This window comes from Sedimenticola hydrogenitrophicus (assembly GCF_029017505.1).
Classification (GTDB): domain Bacteria; phylum Pseudomonadota; class Gammaproteobacteria; order Chromatiales; family Chromatiaceae; genus Sedimenticola; species Sedimenticola hydrogenitrophicus_A.
The window spans coordinates 34,871-48,305 of record NZ_JAQGEI010000042.1 but is presented as its reverse complement, the minus strand read 5'-3'; the positions used below and the strand labels follow the sequence as shown (position 1 = coordinate 48,305).

13 protein-coding genes and 1 pseudogene are annotated in these 13,435 nt (G+C 58.7%); 3 read left to right on the top strand and 11 right to left on the bottom strand.

Annotated features, from left to right (window positions below; all coding sequences use genetic code 11):
- Positions 1-68: 68 nt before the first annotated feature.
- The 9 genes and pseudogenes from tnpA to O9K64_RS20580 form a co-directional block, all read right to left on the bottom strand.
- Positions 69-365 (bottom strand): IS66 family insertion sequence element accessory protein TnpA, encoded by a 297-nt coding sequence (gene tnpA, locus O9K64_RS20620; RefSeq protein ID WP_275099995.1) that lies wholly within the window; start codon positions 363-365, stop codon positions 69-71.
- Positions 366-534: 169 nt separating this feature from the next.
- Entirely contained in the window at positions 535-1,398 is an 864-nt protein-coding gene (locus O9K64_RS20615; RefSeq protein ID WP_275099994.1) for a DMT family transporter, read from the bottom strand.
- A 79-nt stretch (positions 1,399-1,477) separates the two neighbouring features.
- Positions 1,478-1,885, bottom strand: a complete 408-nt coding sequence (locus O9K64_RS20610) for a hypothetical protein (protein ID WP_275099993.1) — start codon at positions 1,883-1,885, stop codon at positions 1,478-1,480.
- Positions 1,886-1,946: 61 nt separating this feature from the next.
- A pseudogene (locus tag O9K64_RS20605) lies at positions 1,947-2,171 on the bottom strand (type II toxin-antitoxin system RelE/ParE family toxin); the annotation flags it as partial.
- 74 nt (positions 2,172-2,245) lie between these two features.
- Positions 2,246-2,434, bottom strand: coding sequence for a hypothetical protein (locus O9K64_RS20600; RefSeq protein ID WP_275099992.1), 189 nt, complete (start codon positions 2,432-2,434; stop codon positions 2,246-2,248).
- A 301-nt stretch (positions 2,435-2,735) separates the two neighbouring features.
- Positions 2,736-3,191 (bottom strand): response regulator, encoded by a 456-nt coding sequence (locus tag O9K64_RS20595; RefSeq protein WP_275099991.1) that lies wholly within the window; start codon positions 3,189-3,191, stop codon positions 2,736-2,738.
- Between the two features lie 106 nt (positions 3,192-3,297).
- On the bottom strand, positions 3,298-4,233 hold the full coding sequence (locus O9K64_RS20590; protein WP_275099990.1) for a 2-dehydropantoate 2-reductase: 936 nt from the start codon (positions 4,231-4,233) through the stop codon (positions 3,298-3,300).
- Positions 4,234-4,367: 134 nt separating this feature from the next.
- On the bottom strand, positions 4,368-5,168 hold the full coding sequence (locus O9K64_RS20585) for a type IV pili methyl-accepting chemotaxis transducer N-terminal domain-containing protein (protein WP_275099989.1): 801 nt from the start codon (positions 5,166-5,168) through the stop codon (positions 4,368-4,370).
- 168 nt (positions 5,169-5,336) lie between these two features.
- Positions 5,337-6,221 (bottom strand): alpha/beta fold hydrolase, encoded by an 885-nt coding sequence (locus O9K64_RS20580; protein WP_275099988.1) that lies wholly within the window; start codon positions 6,219-6,221, stop codon positions 5,337-5,339.
- Between the two features lie 180 nt (positions 6,222-6,401).
- On the opposite strand from O9K64_RS20580, the gene O9K64_RS20575 reads away from it, so the two are divergent.
- Entirely contained in the window at positions 6,402-8,009 is a 1,608-nt protein-coding gene (locus O9K64_RS20575; RefSeq protein WP_275099987.1) for a PAS-domain containing protein, read from the top strand.
- A gap of 46 nt (positions 8,010-8,055) precedes the next feature.
- Here O9K64_RS20575 and O9K64_RS20570 read toward each other — a convergent pair whose 3' ends face one another.
- Both O9K64_RS20570 and O9K64_RS20565 read right to left on the bottom strand, forming a co-directional pair.
- Positions 8,056-8,769 carry a cyclic nucleotide-binding domain-containing protein gene (locus tag O9K64_RS20570; RefSeq protein ID WP_275099986.1) on the bottom strand — a complete coding sequence of 238 codons (714 nt, stop codon included), beginning with the start codon at positions 8,767-8,769 and terminating at the stop codon, positions 8,056-8,058.
- 198 nt (positions 8,770-8,967) lie between these two features.
- Complete coding sequence (locus O9K64_RS20565; protein ID WP_275099985.1) at positions 8,968-9,570, bottom strand: HD-GYP domain-containing protein; 603 nt, start codon at positions 9,568-9,570, stop codon at positions 8,968-8,970.
- Positions 9,571-10,197: 627 nt separating this feature from the next.
- Between O9K64_RS20565 and O9K64_RS20560 the strand changes: the two genes are divergently transcribed.
- Both O9K64_RS20560 and ylqF read left to right on the top strand, forming a co-directional pair.
- Positions 10,198-11,991, top strand: a complete 1,794-nt coding sequence (locus O9K64_RS20560; protein ID WP_275099984.1) for a methyl-accepting chemotaxis protein — start codon at positions 10,198-10,200, stop codon at positions 11,989-11,991.
- A 319-nt stretch (positions 11,992-12,310) separates the two neighbouring features.
- Positions 12,311-13,234 (top strand): ribosome biogenesis GTPase YlqF, encoded by a 924-nt coding sequence (ylqF, locus tag O9K64_RS20555; protein ID WP_275099983.1) that lies wholly within the window; start codon positions 12,311-12,313, stop codon positions 13,232-13,234.
- The last annotated feature ends 201 nt before the right edge of the window (positions 13,235-13,435 follow it).

Genomic DNA, 13,435 nt, shown 5'->3' with positions numbered 1-13,435 from the left:
GATGGACTTGCGCATATCGACTGGGTCGGCATAGAGATACACTTTTGCGTCGCGTGCCGGCCGGAGCATCAGTCGGCCCTTGGATTTGTCTGCAGCAGGGGAAGTAACTGGCCCAGCAAATGTGCCGGTGTCTCGATCCGCACGCCGCAAGGCAGATAGATATTGAGGGTCGCCGGTGCCGTCAGGGTAACCGGGATCAGTTTGCGACTGTCGCGGGCCATCCGATTCAGGCGGGTACGCCAGTAGCTGAACATTGAGTAGGAAAGCTGGTTCTGGCGACAGAACTTCCGTTGCGATAGACCGCTCGCTTTCCAGTCCTGAATATGTGCTTGCCAGCGCGCTCTCTTTTCGGTGGATGATGCCATGTGAGTTTCCTGTAGTTATCAATGATCACAGGGTACCAATAGCAGGGGTGATATTTTAGGTGGGGTTTATCGAGCGCTTACGAGGCTACCGCGAAGCGGTTTAGTTCAACGCCGAGCTCACCGGCGGCAATGGAGCGCAGCGAAATTGGCGTCCGCGTGCAGCGCCTGGTTAGACACTCGAAAGTAACACTATCGAACCTGCCGCAAATGCTACCGCGACAATTTTTTTAAAATTCATTTTTTCAGTTCCTATTAGAACAGAAATGAGCAGAGCGATAATGAAACTCATATTTGCTATTGGTACTACGATACTTGCCTGTGCGACCTTAAGGCCAAGAATGAGAAAATTCACAATGCAAAATACAAGAACACCAGATACTGCTGAATAGAGAGCCTTTTGGGGGGTTACAGTAAAGCGTTTTTCGACATATTTTGCATAGAATGCTCCACCAACAACCCAACAAAGCGAAGCCAACAAAATGATTGTGTTCTTATCTGCTGACCCTAGTAGAGCAACTTTGGACACAACGCCGTATGCTGCGCGAAATAACGAAGCAAGCACTACCAACCAAAAGAATATTTTCGCCGTATGATTGGCTTTTTTACCGTTGTTACTTTTATACAAAAGCAATACAGATATGATGCCAAACGTGATTCCAACCAGTTTAATGGGCTCAATTCGTTCACTTAAAAAAACAAATGATAGGATCACGACACCAACGGTATTCAAGCGGTAAACAGTGGAGCCAAGACTCACGTCAATATGAGTAAGCCCCTCAATAAGTGAAATGTTAGCCACAGCCAAAATCACGCCTGCCAACAACCCGTATTTGATCGTTAGAATATCGAAGCTGAATAATATCTCCGAGAAAGATGAGTATAGAATCTGCAAAATTGCCCATGTAAAACCAACGCCCAGAACATACATGCCCCTAGATCGGTTTTTCATGGCATACTTTTTAAATATTACATCGTTAATGCCCGCAAAAAGCATGCTTAGTAAGGCAAAATGTACACCTTGGGACAATATCAAGCTTTATTGCTCCGTTGTCTGTCTACGCCAAGCTCAGCCGAGGAGGCGCGACAGCGCCGACGTCGGCTGAAGCGCCGTGTTATGTTTGCTTTGGTAACCCAAGTTTCCTGCGGATATAATCTTCAATATCATGCGCAGCGTCCCAATCTTTTGTATTTGAGTATCCGATTAGTTTGGCAGCAGCCTCTTTAGGGGCCTGCCCTTTTATCCGAATCCACTGCATGTACCACCATGGCAGTTCAAAGATGGCTGCTGTTAGTTGTGCAGAGGACTTTCTATTGGCAAGAACCCGTTCTCTATATAGAGCCTTCATTTCATCATTTAGCCCATCAGCATTAACCACTTGGGCATAGTAAATGAAATCCATCAGCACTGGGTTTCGGTGATTTCTGTATCTTAGAACCGGCTGTATTGAGAATGTGCTAAACCAGTAACCTGCTGCACCGGAAATGATACCAATCAATACTGCCAATAATTTTGGATCCATCAATTCGTCACCTTGAAAACATAACCGCCGCATTCAGCGGCTTGTCCGCTGCAATGCTTCGTTATGTGCTTTCTTCGAACCGATCTGAGATATTTTCAAGCAATCTCGTTCCATGGATCACTGCCACTATCAGAATTCTCTTGGGCTCAACCCGATATATCATACGATAGCTGTAGATAAATCGTTCTCGTATGTTCTCGTCACCAATTTCGGGAACAATACGGCCTACCAGGGGAAATTCACCGGTATTCCTTGAGACCGACAACGTTTCTGCGACAACCGCCCGAGCATAATACTCAGAATCCCGCGCTAACTATTCAGCGATGGCTTCGAGGTCCTCTACCGCCTCTGGCGACCACCTTACTTCGAGATCCACTTACTGAACTTCCTCTCAGCTTCATCCTGGCTAATCGTACCTTCCTTCTCGGCACGCTCGATCCCTCTATGGATTTTTTCCGCTACGTAAAGGTGATACTGGACATCTTCCAGTGAACAATCGTCAGGGAGTTTGTCCAGAAGTGCTTTCACTTCATCTTTTGCTGTATTCATAAGGCATCACCTCCTTAAGTTTATGCATATAAATGCCTATTGAACCGAGCCATCCTGGACAGGGTCGCCCAGCTCTACTAATAAGCATCTATTATTTTACCCGTTGCCCGGTGGTTCGCTATTTTGGGTGATAGCGCAGGAAGGTCTTCCGTGTAACCGGTTTCGGCCCCGCTTCCTGAAGGCTTTCGATCATCCCGTATGGCGATTTTTCTTCATGGTGCCTCATTTTTCAGCCTTTGGCCACTACTGCCCCCCCGAGGCCGGCCAATCGAAAGTTGGGTGAAAGGCAAAAGGCACCGGATCAGTAGATGGCACTCTCCAGCCGGCGGAACAGCTCGCCACGCTCGAACGGCTTGGCCATGAAGCCCTTGGCGCCAGTTTTCTCTACCCAGTTCTGGACCGTTGCCTGGCGGTTGCCGCTGATGATGATAACCGGGATATCCTGGGTCTGCACATCCATCTGCAGCTTGCGGGTGGCCTGGAAGCCGTCCATGCCAGGCATCATCACGTCCATGAAGATCAGGTTCGGTTTATGACGGCGGGCCAAGGTGATGCCCTGCTCCCCATCGGCCGCCTCCAGGGCGCGGTAACCGGACTGGCGCAACATGATGCCCATTACCCGGCGAACCGTCCGCGAGTCATCGACGATCAACACCGTGGTGCCTTCGCTGGGTATCACCCGGCGGTTGTGCCGGCGATCCTTATCGGCAGTGGGCCGGCGGCGGCGAAATAATCGGTAAAAACCTGAGAATCCCATCTCTTTGCGCCTTGAAGCACTGGGTTAGAAGAGCAGATTCAATAGTAGTCGAAAGCGCCCGCCTGGCTATAGGCGCAATCTGAAAAATGGCCCGGATTGAAGCCGGCTAAAAGGTGAGTTCTCCACGTGCCCGACGTTCCAGGGGCAGCAGCGCGTCGGAAATCAGCCGGTGCGTGGGTGTCGCCACGCCATAACGCGCTCCCAGGCGCACCACCGCCCCGTTCCACGCGTCCAACTCCGACGGCCGGCCGGCCGCGATATCGCGCTGCAGGGAGCTGGTGCCGTCCGGTTCCAGGACGTCGGTGAAGGCCCAGGTACGGTCGATGATATCCGCCGGGAAGGCGATGCCGGCGGCCCGTGCTACGGCCACGGTTTCCCGCATGCAGGCCTCGATAATGGCGCGGGTACCCGGCTCCTGGCGCAGGATGCCGATCGGCGCCCGGCTGATCGCACCCAGGCCGCCCCAGCCGGTGGTGAAGAGAAATTTTCGCCAGATCTCCAGGCGTATCGAATCGGGTAGCTCCACGCTGATCCCAGCCTCGCTCAGCACCCCCGCCAACCGCTTCAGACGTTCACTGCGCGAGCCATCGAGTTCCCCCAGCAGCAGCGTCGGCTCGTGTCCGATATGCCGGATCAGGCCGGGGCGCTCGATAAAGCTGAAGATTTTCGCCACACCCCCCAACACCCGTTCCCGGCCCAGCACCTCGCTGAGTTGATCGGGCGCCTCTACGCCGTTCAGCAGGGAGACCACGCAGGTTTCCGCCCCGAGCAGCGGCGTCATGGCCCGGGCCACCTCCGGCACCTGCCAGCTCTTGACACAGACCAGCACCGCATCCACCGGCCCGATCTCCGCCGGGTTGTCGGTCACGCGGGGCGATGCGAGGGTGAAATCGCCCTTGATGCTCTCCACGGCCAGCCCCTGCCGGCGCATTGCCTGCAGATGGGCGCCGCGGGCGATGAACGCCACCTCGTGGCCGATGCTGGCCACCCGGCCGCCGAAATAGCCACCCACGCCGCCACTGCCATATACCGCTATCTTCATCAGGATGCCCCCCGGTTTCAACGCTGCCGAACCTGTTTGAAAGGGCAAGCATAGCCTATCCCCCCGGGTCGAAAAACCCGGGGGGACGGCTATTGACGGGATCGGCGGGGGTCAACCGGTGCCGGCGGCTCCGGCTACTTGGCCTTGGCAGCCCAGTGGGCCTTCACGTACAGGAGGGTGATGGCGTTCATCCGCTTCATGATGTCGTCGGTGGTGACGAAGATGGTCACCGGGAAACCGCTCTCGCTGTTCGCGGTAAAATAGTGCCGGACGGTCTTCCACAGGTTCTCCACCCCCTGCAGCTCCCGGTTGATCTTATCCGAGTTCAGGCTGTTGCCCTCCAGGCTGGCGTGGGCGCTTTCAAACTCCTCCACCGCCCGCTGCATCTGCGCCACCGTGGCATCGCTCTTGAACCCGACCTGGTGGGCGGCGTAGAGCATGCTGATCCGCTGCGAGAGCATGCGCTGACGCCCGGCGATATTGACCGCGACGACGGTCTTTTCCGCCTGCTGCCCCTCCAGCGTCTCCACCACGGCCTGGTTCAGCTCCAGCAGCGACTGGCTCAATTCGAGCATGGTGGCGCCGCTGAATTGGGCATAGGGCGCCTTGGTGATCTTGACCAGCTTCTCCAGCAACGGGTCGATCTCGCCCAGCAACCCCTGTACCTTGGTATCGGTGACCGATTTTTTCAGCACGTCGTGGTTGTTCAGCATCAGCGCGACGCTCCCCTGCATCTGCCGCGTCGCCTTGCCGGCGCGAATCTGGCCGCCGAGAAAGAGATAATCCTTGGCAATGCGTTGCGACAGCATGCGCTGCATGCCTGCCGTGTTGACCAGCGCCGCCATGTCGGCGGCGACGGCATTGGATGCCAGCAGCGGCAGCCATAGCAAGGCCGCCATGCAGCAGAGTATCAGTACATTTTTATTGGCTTTCATTGGTATCCCCATCCCCTCTGATCGGCCCAGGCCGGCGGCCGGCTTTGACAATTTTCCTCGCCACAAAAAAACGCATTAATCCCGCCATCCCGGTCCTCGGCCGGAAATTTCGGGTTCACTCGCTACTGCGTCGGGTGTTGATCTGCGGGTGGCTGAAAAACTTAGCGACTAATCCAGCATAAACTTGACTATTTCCTTGGCCATCAGCGCCGCCCCCTCGCCATAGAGCAGGGTGATGTGGTTGCCGGGGACCGCCCGGTAGCGGCCGTGCCGCAGGGCGGCAACCGTGGCCTCCGCCTGGGCACGGGGCAGCAGCGGCGGCGCACCGGGCAGGCCATAGCCACCCGTGGCATTGAGCAGCAGGGTCGGCTGATCGATCAGCGGCAGCTTGGCCTGCCAATCCTCGGCCAGGACATGCTCCACCGCCTCGGTGATGGCGGCGGGCGATGAGCGGGAGATCACCCGGCCATCCGGCAAGGTCCGCACATCGGCCCGAAAATAGCTCTCGATGGCCGGATCCCACCAGCGATAGAAGCACGGCATCAGTTTCACCGCCGCCAGGTAGTGATCCCAGGACGGGACCGGCTTGCCCAGCCGGTCGATGGCCGGCTGGATCAGGCGCCGGGTGTCCGGGTGCATCTCGGCGGCGGCGTCGATCACCACCAGTTTGCTCACCCGCTCCGGGTGGTGTGCCGCCAGATAGAGGCCGAGCAGGCCGCCGTAGGAGTGCCCGCCCAGCGCCACGCGGTCCAGGTCGAGACTGTCCAGCAGGCCGATGACGTCGGCCGCGTGATCCGCCAGGGTATAACCGGATCCCGGCTGGTCACTCAGGCCACGCCCGCGCAGATCCAGGGCCAGCAACCTGACGGCCGGCACCAGCCCGGCGCTCGCCAGGGCATCGAAGGAGTGGGCATTGGCGGTCAGGCCCGGCATCAGCAACAGGGTCGGCCCCTCCGCGGCCTGATCCAGCCCCTCCGCGGCATGATCCAACCCCTCCGCGGCATGATCCAAATAGTGCAGCCGAATACCGTTGGCCTGTACGTACCTATCCATGTGGTGCTCCCGGTTATTGAATAATTAAAGTGATGACACCAGTGGCCGCCATCATATGAAACATCCATCGATTCGAACAAGCCGTGGGACGACGGCAGATGCCCGCCATCACCTGTTCAGGGAGTTATTGTCACACAGGGTACGGACAATAATGCCTGAGGTTTTGATTGGAGCCCGAGAATGGATAAACCCTCCCCCCCACACGCGCAAGACGATGTCAGCTATCTGGTCAATATAGCGCGGGACGCCTTCGGCCACCTGGTACAGGGCATCAGCGTGTTTGACGACAACCTCTCTCTGGTCTTTTTCAATGACCGCCTCATAGAGCTGCTGGATTTGCCGGAATCACTGGTCAAGGTGGGCACCAGCCTGGCGGATATGTTCCGCTACAACGCCGAACGGGGAGAGTATGGCCCGGGGGATGTGGAGTCCCAGGTGCGGGAGCGGATCGAACTGGCCCGGCAGTTCACGCCGCACAGCTTTCAGCGTCAGGGACCCTCCGGCGTCATTCTGCAGATCGACGGCAGCCCGATGAGCAGCGGTGGATTCGTCACCACCTACACCGACATTACCGAGAAGGTAATGTACGAGACCTTTCTCAAGAGCATCATCGAGGCGAGTCCGGCCGGATTCGGCATCTCCCGCCTGGCCGATGGCAAACTCTCCTTCGTCAACAGCCGCCTGGCGGAGATGGTCGGCATGCCGGCCAGCGAGATGGTGGGCTTCCACGCCCGGGATCTCTACGCCAATCTGGAAGATCGTCAGGTGATCCTGGAGCAATGCCGTCTGGAGGGCAAGGTCACCGACTATGAAGTGACCCTGAAGCGCCGCTCCGGGGAGCCGTTTCCGGCGCTCATGTCGCTCAGCCCGACCACCTACCACAGCGAACCCTCCTACTTCGCCTGGGTCTATGACATCAGCACTCTGAAGCGGGCGCAGCAGTTGCAGTCGGAACTGGAACGCGAGCTCAACCAGGCGCAAAAACTGGAGGCGATCGGGCAGCTCGCCGGCGGTATCGCCCACGAAATCAACACGCCGTCCCAGTACCTATGGGACAACCTGAAGTTCCTTGCCGAGACGCACAGGGATCTGGGGCGGCTGCTGGAGCGGAGTCTTGCCCTGATCGAGCGAATCCCCCCCGACAGTCCGCTACAGGGGGCGCGGACCGAACTGGTGGCGCAGAAACAGGCGATCGATCTCGATTACCTGCTGAGTGAGGTGCCAACCGCCATCGAGCAGTCGATCAAGGGGATAGCCGAGATCTCCCGCCTTGTCCTGGCGATGAAGGAGTTTGCCCATCCCGGGGATGACTCCGGCAAGGTGCCGGTGGACATCAATCACCTGCTGGAGAACACCCTCACCATCACCCGCAGCGAATGGAAACACCTGGCCACGGTGGAGTCACGGCTGGACCCCTCATTACCCTATGTCAGTTGCAACCCCGGCGAGATAAACCAGGTCTTTCTCAGCCTGCTGGTGAATGCCGCCCATGCCATCGAAGAGATGGCGATGGCAGGCAAGGGTCGTATCAGCGTCAGCAGCCAACAACAGGATGACCAGGTGCTGATCCGCATAGGTGACAACGGCACCGGGATCCCGGTAACGATTCAGGATAGGATTTTTGAGCCGTTTTTCACCACACGCGAGGTGGGCAGGGGCACCGGCCAGGGTCTCTCCATCGCGCGCCATATTGTCGTAAAGAAGCATGGCGGCGAACTCTGTTTTGCCACGGAACCCGGCAAGGGGACCGTCTTCAGCGTCACACTGCCGATTATGGGGATAGAGTAAGCCGGTCCAGTCGGCAGGCGGCACCGGACGACCGCCTGCGGCGCCGCTACTCTTTCATGGAGATCCGGTCCGAGGCATCCAGCTTGTTGCTGAAACCACAGAACCGGCGCAGCTTGATGATGGACTCGATCTGCACCTGTTTGTGATCGATTACCACCCCCTGTTCCCGCAGGGCGGTGAAGGTGCGCGAAAGCCCCTCCTGGGACATGCCCAGCAGCGCCGCCAGCATCTTCTTGCTGTGGGGAAGGGTGATCCGGTTCTCCCCGCGCCCCTGATCATAGGCCAGGTCCAGGAGAAACGCGGCGACCCGCTGCGCGGTGGTGCGCAGGCGCTGATTCTTCACCTGCCGCACCATGCTCCGGTACTGGGTGGACAGGGTGGCCAGCATGCTGAGGCCGAAATCACCGCCGTTGCGGATCAGTTCGGTCAGCGCCGTCCCCGGGATCTTGAGGACTTGGGAACGTTTCACCACCTCGGCGGACATGAGGAAACGCTTGCCGCTGATGACCGCCGCCAGGATGAAGGAGTCGCCCGGATAGATTATCTCGATCACCGTCTGCTGCCCCTCCGGGCCCCGCGCGGTCATCTGCGCCAGCCCGCTGAGCAGCACATAGAGATCGTTCGCCTTGTCGCCTTCACGGAACAGGTAATTGCCCTTCTCGCAGACCAGTTCCTCGGTGTGCTGCGCCACCCGCTCCAGGTCCTCGTGGCTCATGTCGGCAAACAGGGGTATCTGCTCCAGTAATTTTGCTGCAATCATAATCAGTAGGCTTTATGAGATTGACAATGACCAGCATCCAAGCCCCGGCTGCGTCCTGCGGAGATTAAGGTTAACACAGAACGGCGCCAGGCAGGTTGCATCGCCGGGTGTCGCTTGGAACGGCGACCGGGCGGAACTGGATCGCCCCAGGAGTCCTGTCGGGCTTGGCCGATCGTAGCGAGGGAAAGCCGGGGCGGCTCAGCCGCCCCCCTCATCCCGCCAAGATGACACCAGGCGCCGCAGTTTATGCACCAGGTAGGGGTCCAGCTTGGTCCCGGCCTCGCCGGAGATGATCGCCAGCACCTCCACCGCCGGCCGCGCCTCGTGATAGGGTCGGGTCTCGGTCATGGCATCGAAACTGTCGGCCACCGAGATGATGCGCGCGAGGATCGGAATATCCTCCCCGCGGAGACCATCCGGGTAACCGCCGCCATCGAAATGTTCGTGATGATGGCGCACCGCCCGGGCAACCTGATCGCCGGCCTGGAGCCCCAACTGCCTGACGATCCCCTCCCCCTTGACAGGATGGTCCTTCATCACCTCCATCTCATCGGCGGTGAACTGCTCCGGTTTCAGCAGGATATGGTCGGGAATGCCGATTTTGCCGATGTCGTGAAAAAAGGCGCCCAGTTCGAGCGCCTCGAGGTCGGCCTGCTCGAGACCACAGGCGAGACCAAGCATACGGGAGAAACCCGCCACCCGTTTGGAGTGGCATTGGGTGTAATGATCCCGCTCATCCAGGGCAGCCCCCAGCGCCCGGGAACCGGGATCAAGCTGAAGATCCGGGAATAGTTCTTTCATGCCCTCTATTTCCACCGTAACGCTGTTGAATGACCAGCGGGTGATTTCCGGATGACGGACTGTCGGCCGCGCGCCCCCCCGCGTTGTTCCCCGGTACGCCCGGGTCGGTCCGTCACCCCGAGTATAGCCAATCAGTGGCGGATCAGCCCATACCAGAACCCCGTTCGCGGTAACCGGACAAACCGACTTTCGTCTTGTTACCAAACAGTTCCCTTAATGGCAATATAAATTAAAGAAATGTGTCATATGCCCGACAACCTCCATACATCAGGAGGCCTTATGCCCGGAGGGCAGAGGAATGGCACGAGAGGAAGCGGGCCGGATACCGCCAACGACCATTGACGACGGAGCCGTCGCAGAAGCAGTAACAGGGCATGGGAGGGCCCTGGCTAGGAGTCTGCCGGGCTTGACCGATCGTAGCGAGGGAAAGCCGGTTTGAGACAGATTTTTCGATCTTTCGAGGAGAGGAGTGGTGCAGGGATGCACCGTTTACGGACCTAAGGATGGAATAGTGGACCTATTTAACGAGAAAGATCGGAAAATATGGCCAAATCCGGCTTTTCCGCAGTAGATCAGTGTTAAGCCCGACAGACTCCTAAATCTACTATAACAAGTCAGAGACGAACCATGAGCCTATATACCCAGATCGAAAAGAGTTTCTTCCACACCCTCACCCGCAAGTTCGTCGGCAATGTGGGTTTCCTGCTGCTGTTTCAACTCCTCACCTTCTGGCTCGCCTACAGCCATATCGGCGACATCCGCTCGATCCTGCAGGGCGGCGCGTCGGACAGCGCGCTGGCCGGCCGGTTGCTGGCGCAGCTGGACCACCACCTGATGCTGCTGCTCGGCATCACCCTGCTGAGCGTGGTGGCGGCTATTGGTATCGTATTCTATATGCGCCATCTGTTCCTGCGTCCGGTCCGGTCAATCACCGACATCCTGAACGCCATTACCGAAAAGGACGGCGACATCTCGGCCATACTGCCGGTCACCACCCAGGACGAAATCGCCGAGATGGCACAGAGCTACAACCGGTTTGCGGAAAACCTGCGTAACATCATCGACGAGACCCGTCGCCGCACGGTCAGCGTGGCACTGGGCTCGACCCGACTGGACAAGATGATCCATTCTGCCCACGACCGGGTCGACCGGCAGGAGTTGAACGCCACCCAGGTGTTCCAGTCCAGTAGCGAGGCAACCCGTGCCATAGACGAGATCGCCCGTCACACCAATACCATCTCGGAACAGAACTGCGCCAATCTCGAGGAGGCCAATGTCTCCTCGCAACGCCTCACCACGGTGACCGAGCAGGTGGCGGCGGTCGGCACACTGCTGAATGGATTCAATGAGACCGTCAATCTGTTGAGCAAAAACTCGGAAAATATCCGCACCATTCTGACCATGGTGCAGGAGTTCTCGGACCAGACCAACCTGCTGGCGCTCAATGCCGCGATCGAGGCGGCCCGCGCCGGCGAGAACGGCCGCGGCTTTGCCGTGGTAGCGGACGAGGTGCGCAATCTCGCCCACAAGGTCAACAACGCCACCGGCGAGATCAGCAAAAACATCAGCGAGATGTCGCACCTGGTGGAGAGCACCAAGAAAGGCACCCAGGAGATCCAGCACTACACCGAAAATACCCAGACCGTGATCGCCGACACCGCCTCCCAGTTCCGCAAGATGATCAGCGATTTTGATTCCGTCAACTCCCAGTTGATCGAGATCAGCGCGGCCATTGAAGAGCTGTCGATCACCAACAAGGAATCGCACCGCAACGTCAGCGAGATTGCCGAACTGAGCAAGAGCATCAAGACCGACATGGATGGCTCGGAGAAATACGCCAATGAGCTGGAGGTGGCCACCGAACAGACCCAGGAACTGCTCTCCCGCTTCATCATCGGTCGTGGCGGCTTTGAAAACATGATCCTGACCGCCCGGGAGTGGGCCAACCAGATCCAGCAGGTACTCAATGAGCTGGCCGCCCGGGGCGTCAATCTGTTCGATACCAATTACCAGCCGGTCCCCAACACCAACCCGCAGAAATACAATCTGCCCTATGTATCCACCTATGAGCCGCTCATCCAGCCGCTGATCGACGGCTTTATCAAGGCGCGCCCCGAATTCATCTATGCGGTTCCGGTGGACAAGAACGGCTTCCTGCCGGCACACCACAGACACCTCTCCAAACCCATGACCGGGAATTTCGAGACCGACAACCTCAACAGCCGGCACCTCAAGATCTACAACAACAATCGCGCGGAAAAACGCCGGGCGGCCAATACCGAGCCGTTCCTGCTGCAGACCTATATCCGCGATACCGGCGAAGTGCTCAATGACCTGTCGCTGCCGCTCTATGTCAACGGCCAGCACTGGGGCGGCTTCATCCTCGGTTTCAAGCCGGAGTGTCTGCTGGAACGCGGCTGAAGCCGCAAGCAGAAAAACCACCCGTAGGATGTCGGTGAGGCACGAACCGCATCAATCATCGGATAAATGATGCGGTTCGCAAGCTCACCGACATCCTACATTGGTGATATCTTCGGCAACACACCGGGGTCGGAGTCAAGCCGCGCACCGGCGGCGGGAGAATCTTCCGGGTTCGCGCGGCTTGACTCCGACCTATTCAGCCATAGAGATAATCCCGACCACGCGCCCGGCTATCTACCCCCGCCGGCAAACTTCGCTATACTGCCCCGCCAGGACGTGTGTCAGAGCGGCTGACCCCGGCGGCAACAGGTAGACATCCATGCAGATTCAGTGGTATCCGGGCCACATGCACAAGGCCAGCAAGCAGATCAGGGAGACCCTGCCCCAGGTCGACGTGATCATCGAGGTGCTGGACGCGCGCATCCCCTTCAGCAGCACCAATCCCATGCTCTCCACCCTGCGTGGCGACAAGCCCTGCATCAAGGTCCTGAACAAGAGCGACCTGGCCGATCCCGGGATCACGGCGCAGTGGCAACACTACCTGGAGCGGGAGCAGGGGGTGAAGAGCCTGGCCATCAGCTGCCAGGAGCCCGCCACCCTGAAACAGCTGCCGAAACTCTGCCGTGACCTGTTCCCGGCCAAGGCGAAAAGCCTCAAGGGTATCCACGCCATGATCGTCGGCATTCCCAACGTGGGGAAATCGACCCTGATCAATAACCTGGCCAACCGCACCGTGGCCAAGACCGGCAACGAACCCGCCATCACCAAGGCCCAGCAGCGCATCAATCTGGGCGACGGCATCATCCTCTCGGATACCCCCGGGGTACTCTGGCCCAACATTGAAAACCACAACAGCGGCTATCGTCTGGCCGCCACCGGGGCGATCAAGGAGACGGCCATGCAGAATGACGATGTGGCCCATTATGCCGCCGGGTATCTGCTGCGGACCTACCCGGAGAACCTCCGAACCCGCTACCGGATTGACCAGCTCCCCGCTACCGAACATGAACTGCTGGAGCTGATCGGACGCAAACGGGGCTGCCTGCGCGGCGGCGGCCGGGTGGACATGGAGAAGGCCGGCAAGCTGCTGCTGACCGAACTGCGCGCCGGCCAGCTGGGGCGGATCTCCCTGGAGACGCCGGGGATGATGGAGCGGGAGCAGGAGGAGACCCGACGCATCCAGGCGGAAAAGGCGGCCAAGCGGGTGGCCCGGAAGGCACGCCGCGCGCCCGGCGGGGATTGAGTGCCGGCCGCCCCGGCGGTGGCAGGGGCAAGCGTGGAAAGTGACTGGCCAATAACCACCCGCCGCAGGGTTGAGATCGCCGGCGGGAATCGGCAGACTAGGAGTCTGTCGGACTTAACGCTGATCGACTGCGGAAAAACCGGACGAACGCCTAATCCTCCAATTTAATATGCCGGGTAAAGCTGTTTCAGTTTCGTAGGG

Excerpts from the sequence above, each read along its gene's own strand:
- ylqF (WP_275099983.1), top strand. The coding sequence starts at position 12,311 with ATGCAGATTCAGTGGTATCCGGGCCACATGCACAAGGCCAGCAAGCAG.
- O9K64_RS20585 (WP_275099989.1), bottom strand. The coding sequence starts at position 5,168 with ATGAAAGCCAATAAAAATGTACTGATACTCTGCTGCATGGCGGCCTTG.
- O9K64_RS20575 (WP_275099987.1), top strand. The coding sequence starts at position 6,402 with ATGGATAAACCCTCCCCCCCACACGCGCAAGACGATGTCAGCTATCTG.
- O9K64_RS20595 (WP_275099991.1), bottom strand. The coding sequence starts at position 3,191 with ATGGGATTCTCAGGTTTTTACCGATTATTTCGCCGCCGCCGGCCCACT.
- O9K64_RS20610 (WP_275099993.1), bottom strand. The coding sequence starts at position 1,885 with ATGGATCCAAAATTATTGGCAGTATTGATTGGTATCATTTCCGGTGCA.
- O9K64_RS20600 (WP_275099992.1), bottom strand. The coding sequence starts at position 2,434 with ATGAATACAGCAAAAGATGAAGTGAAAGCACTTCTGGACAAACTCCCT.
- tnpA (WP_275099995.1), bottom strand. The coding sequence starts at position 365 with ATGGCATCATCCACCGAAAAGAGAGCGCGCTGGCAAGCACATATTCAG.
- O9K64_RS20580 (WP_275099988.1), bottom strand. The coding sequence starts at position 6,221 with ATGGATAGGTACGTACAGGCCAACGGTATTCGGCTGCACTATTTGGAT.
- O9K64_RS20560 (WP_275099984.1), top strand. The coding sequence starts at position 10,198 with ATGAGCCTATATACCCAGATCGAAAAGAGTTTCTTCCACACCCTCACC.
- O9K64_RS20570 (WP_275099986.1), bottom strand. The coding sequence starts at position 8,769 with ATGATTGCAGCAAAATTACTGGAGCAGATACCCCTGTTTGCCGACATG.
- O9K64_RS20565 (WP_275099985.1), bottom strand. The coding sequence starts at position 9,570 with ATGAAAGAACTATTCCCGGATCTTCAGCTTGATCCCGGTTCCCGGGCG.
- O9K64_RS20590 (WP_275099990.1), bottom strand. The coding sequence starts at position 4,233 with ATGAAGATAGCGGTATATGGCAGTGGCGGCGTGGGTGGCTATTTCGGC.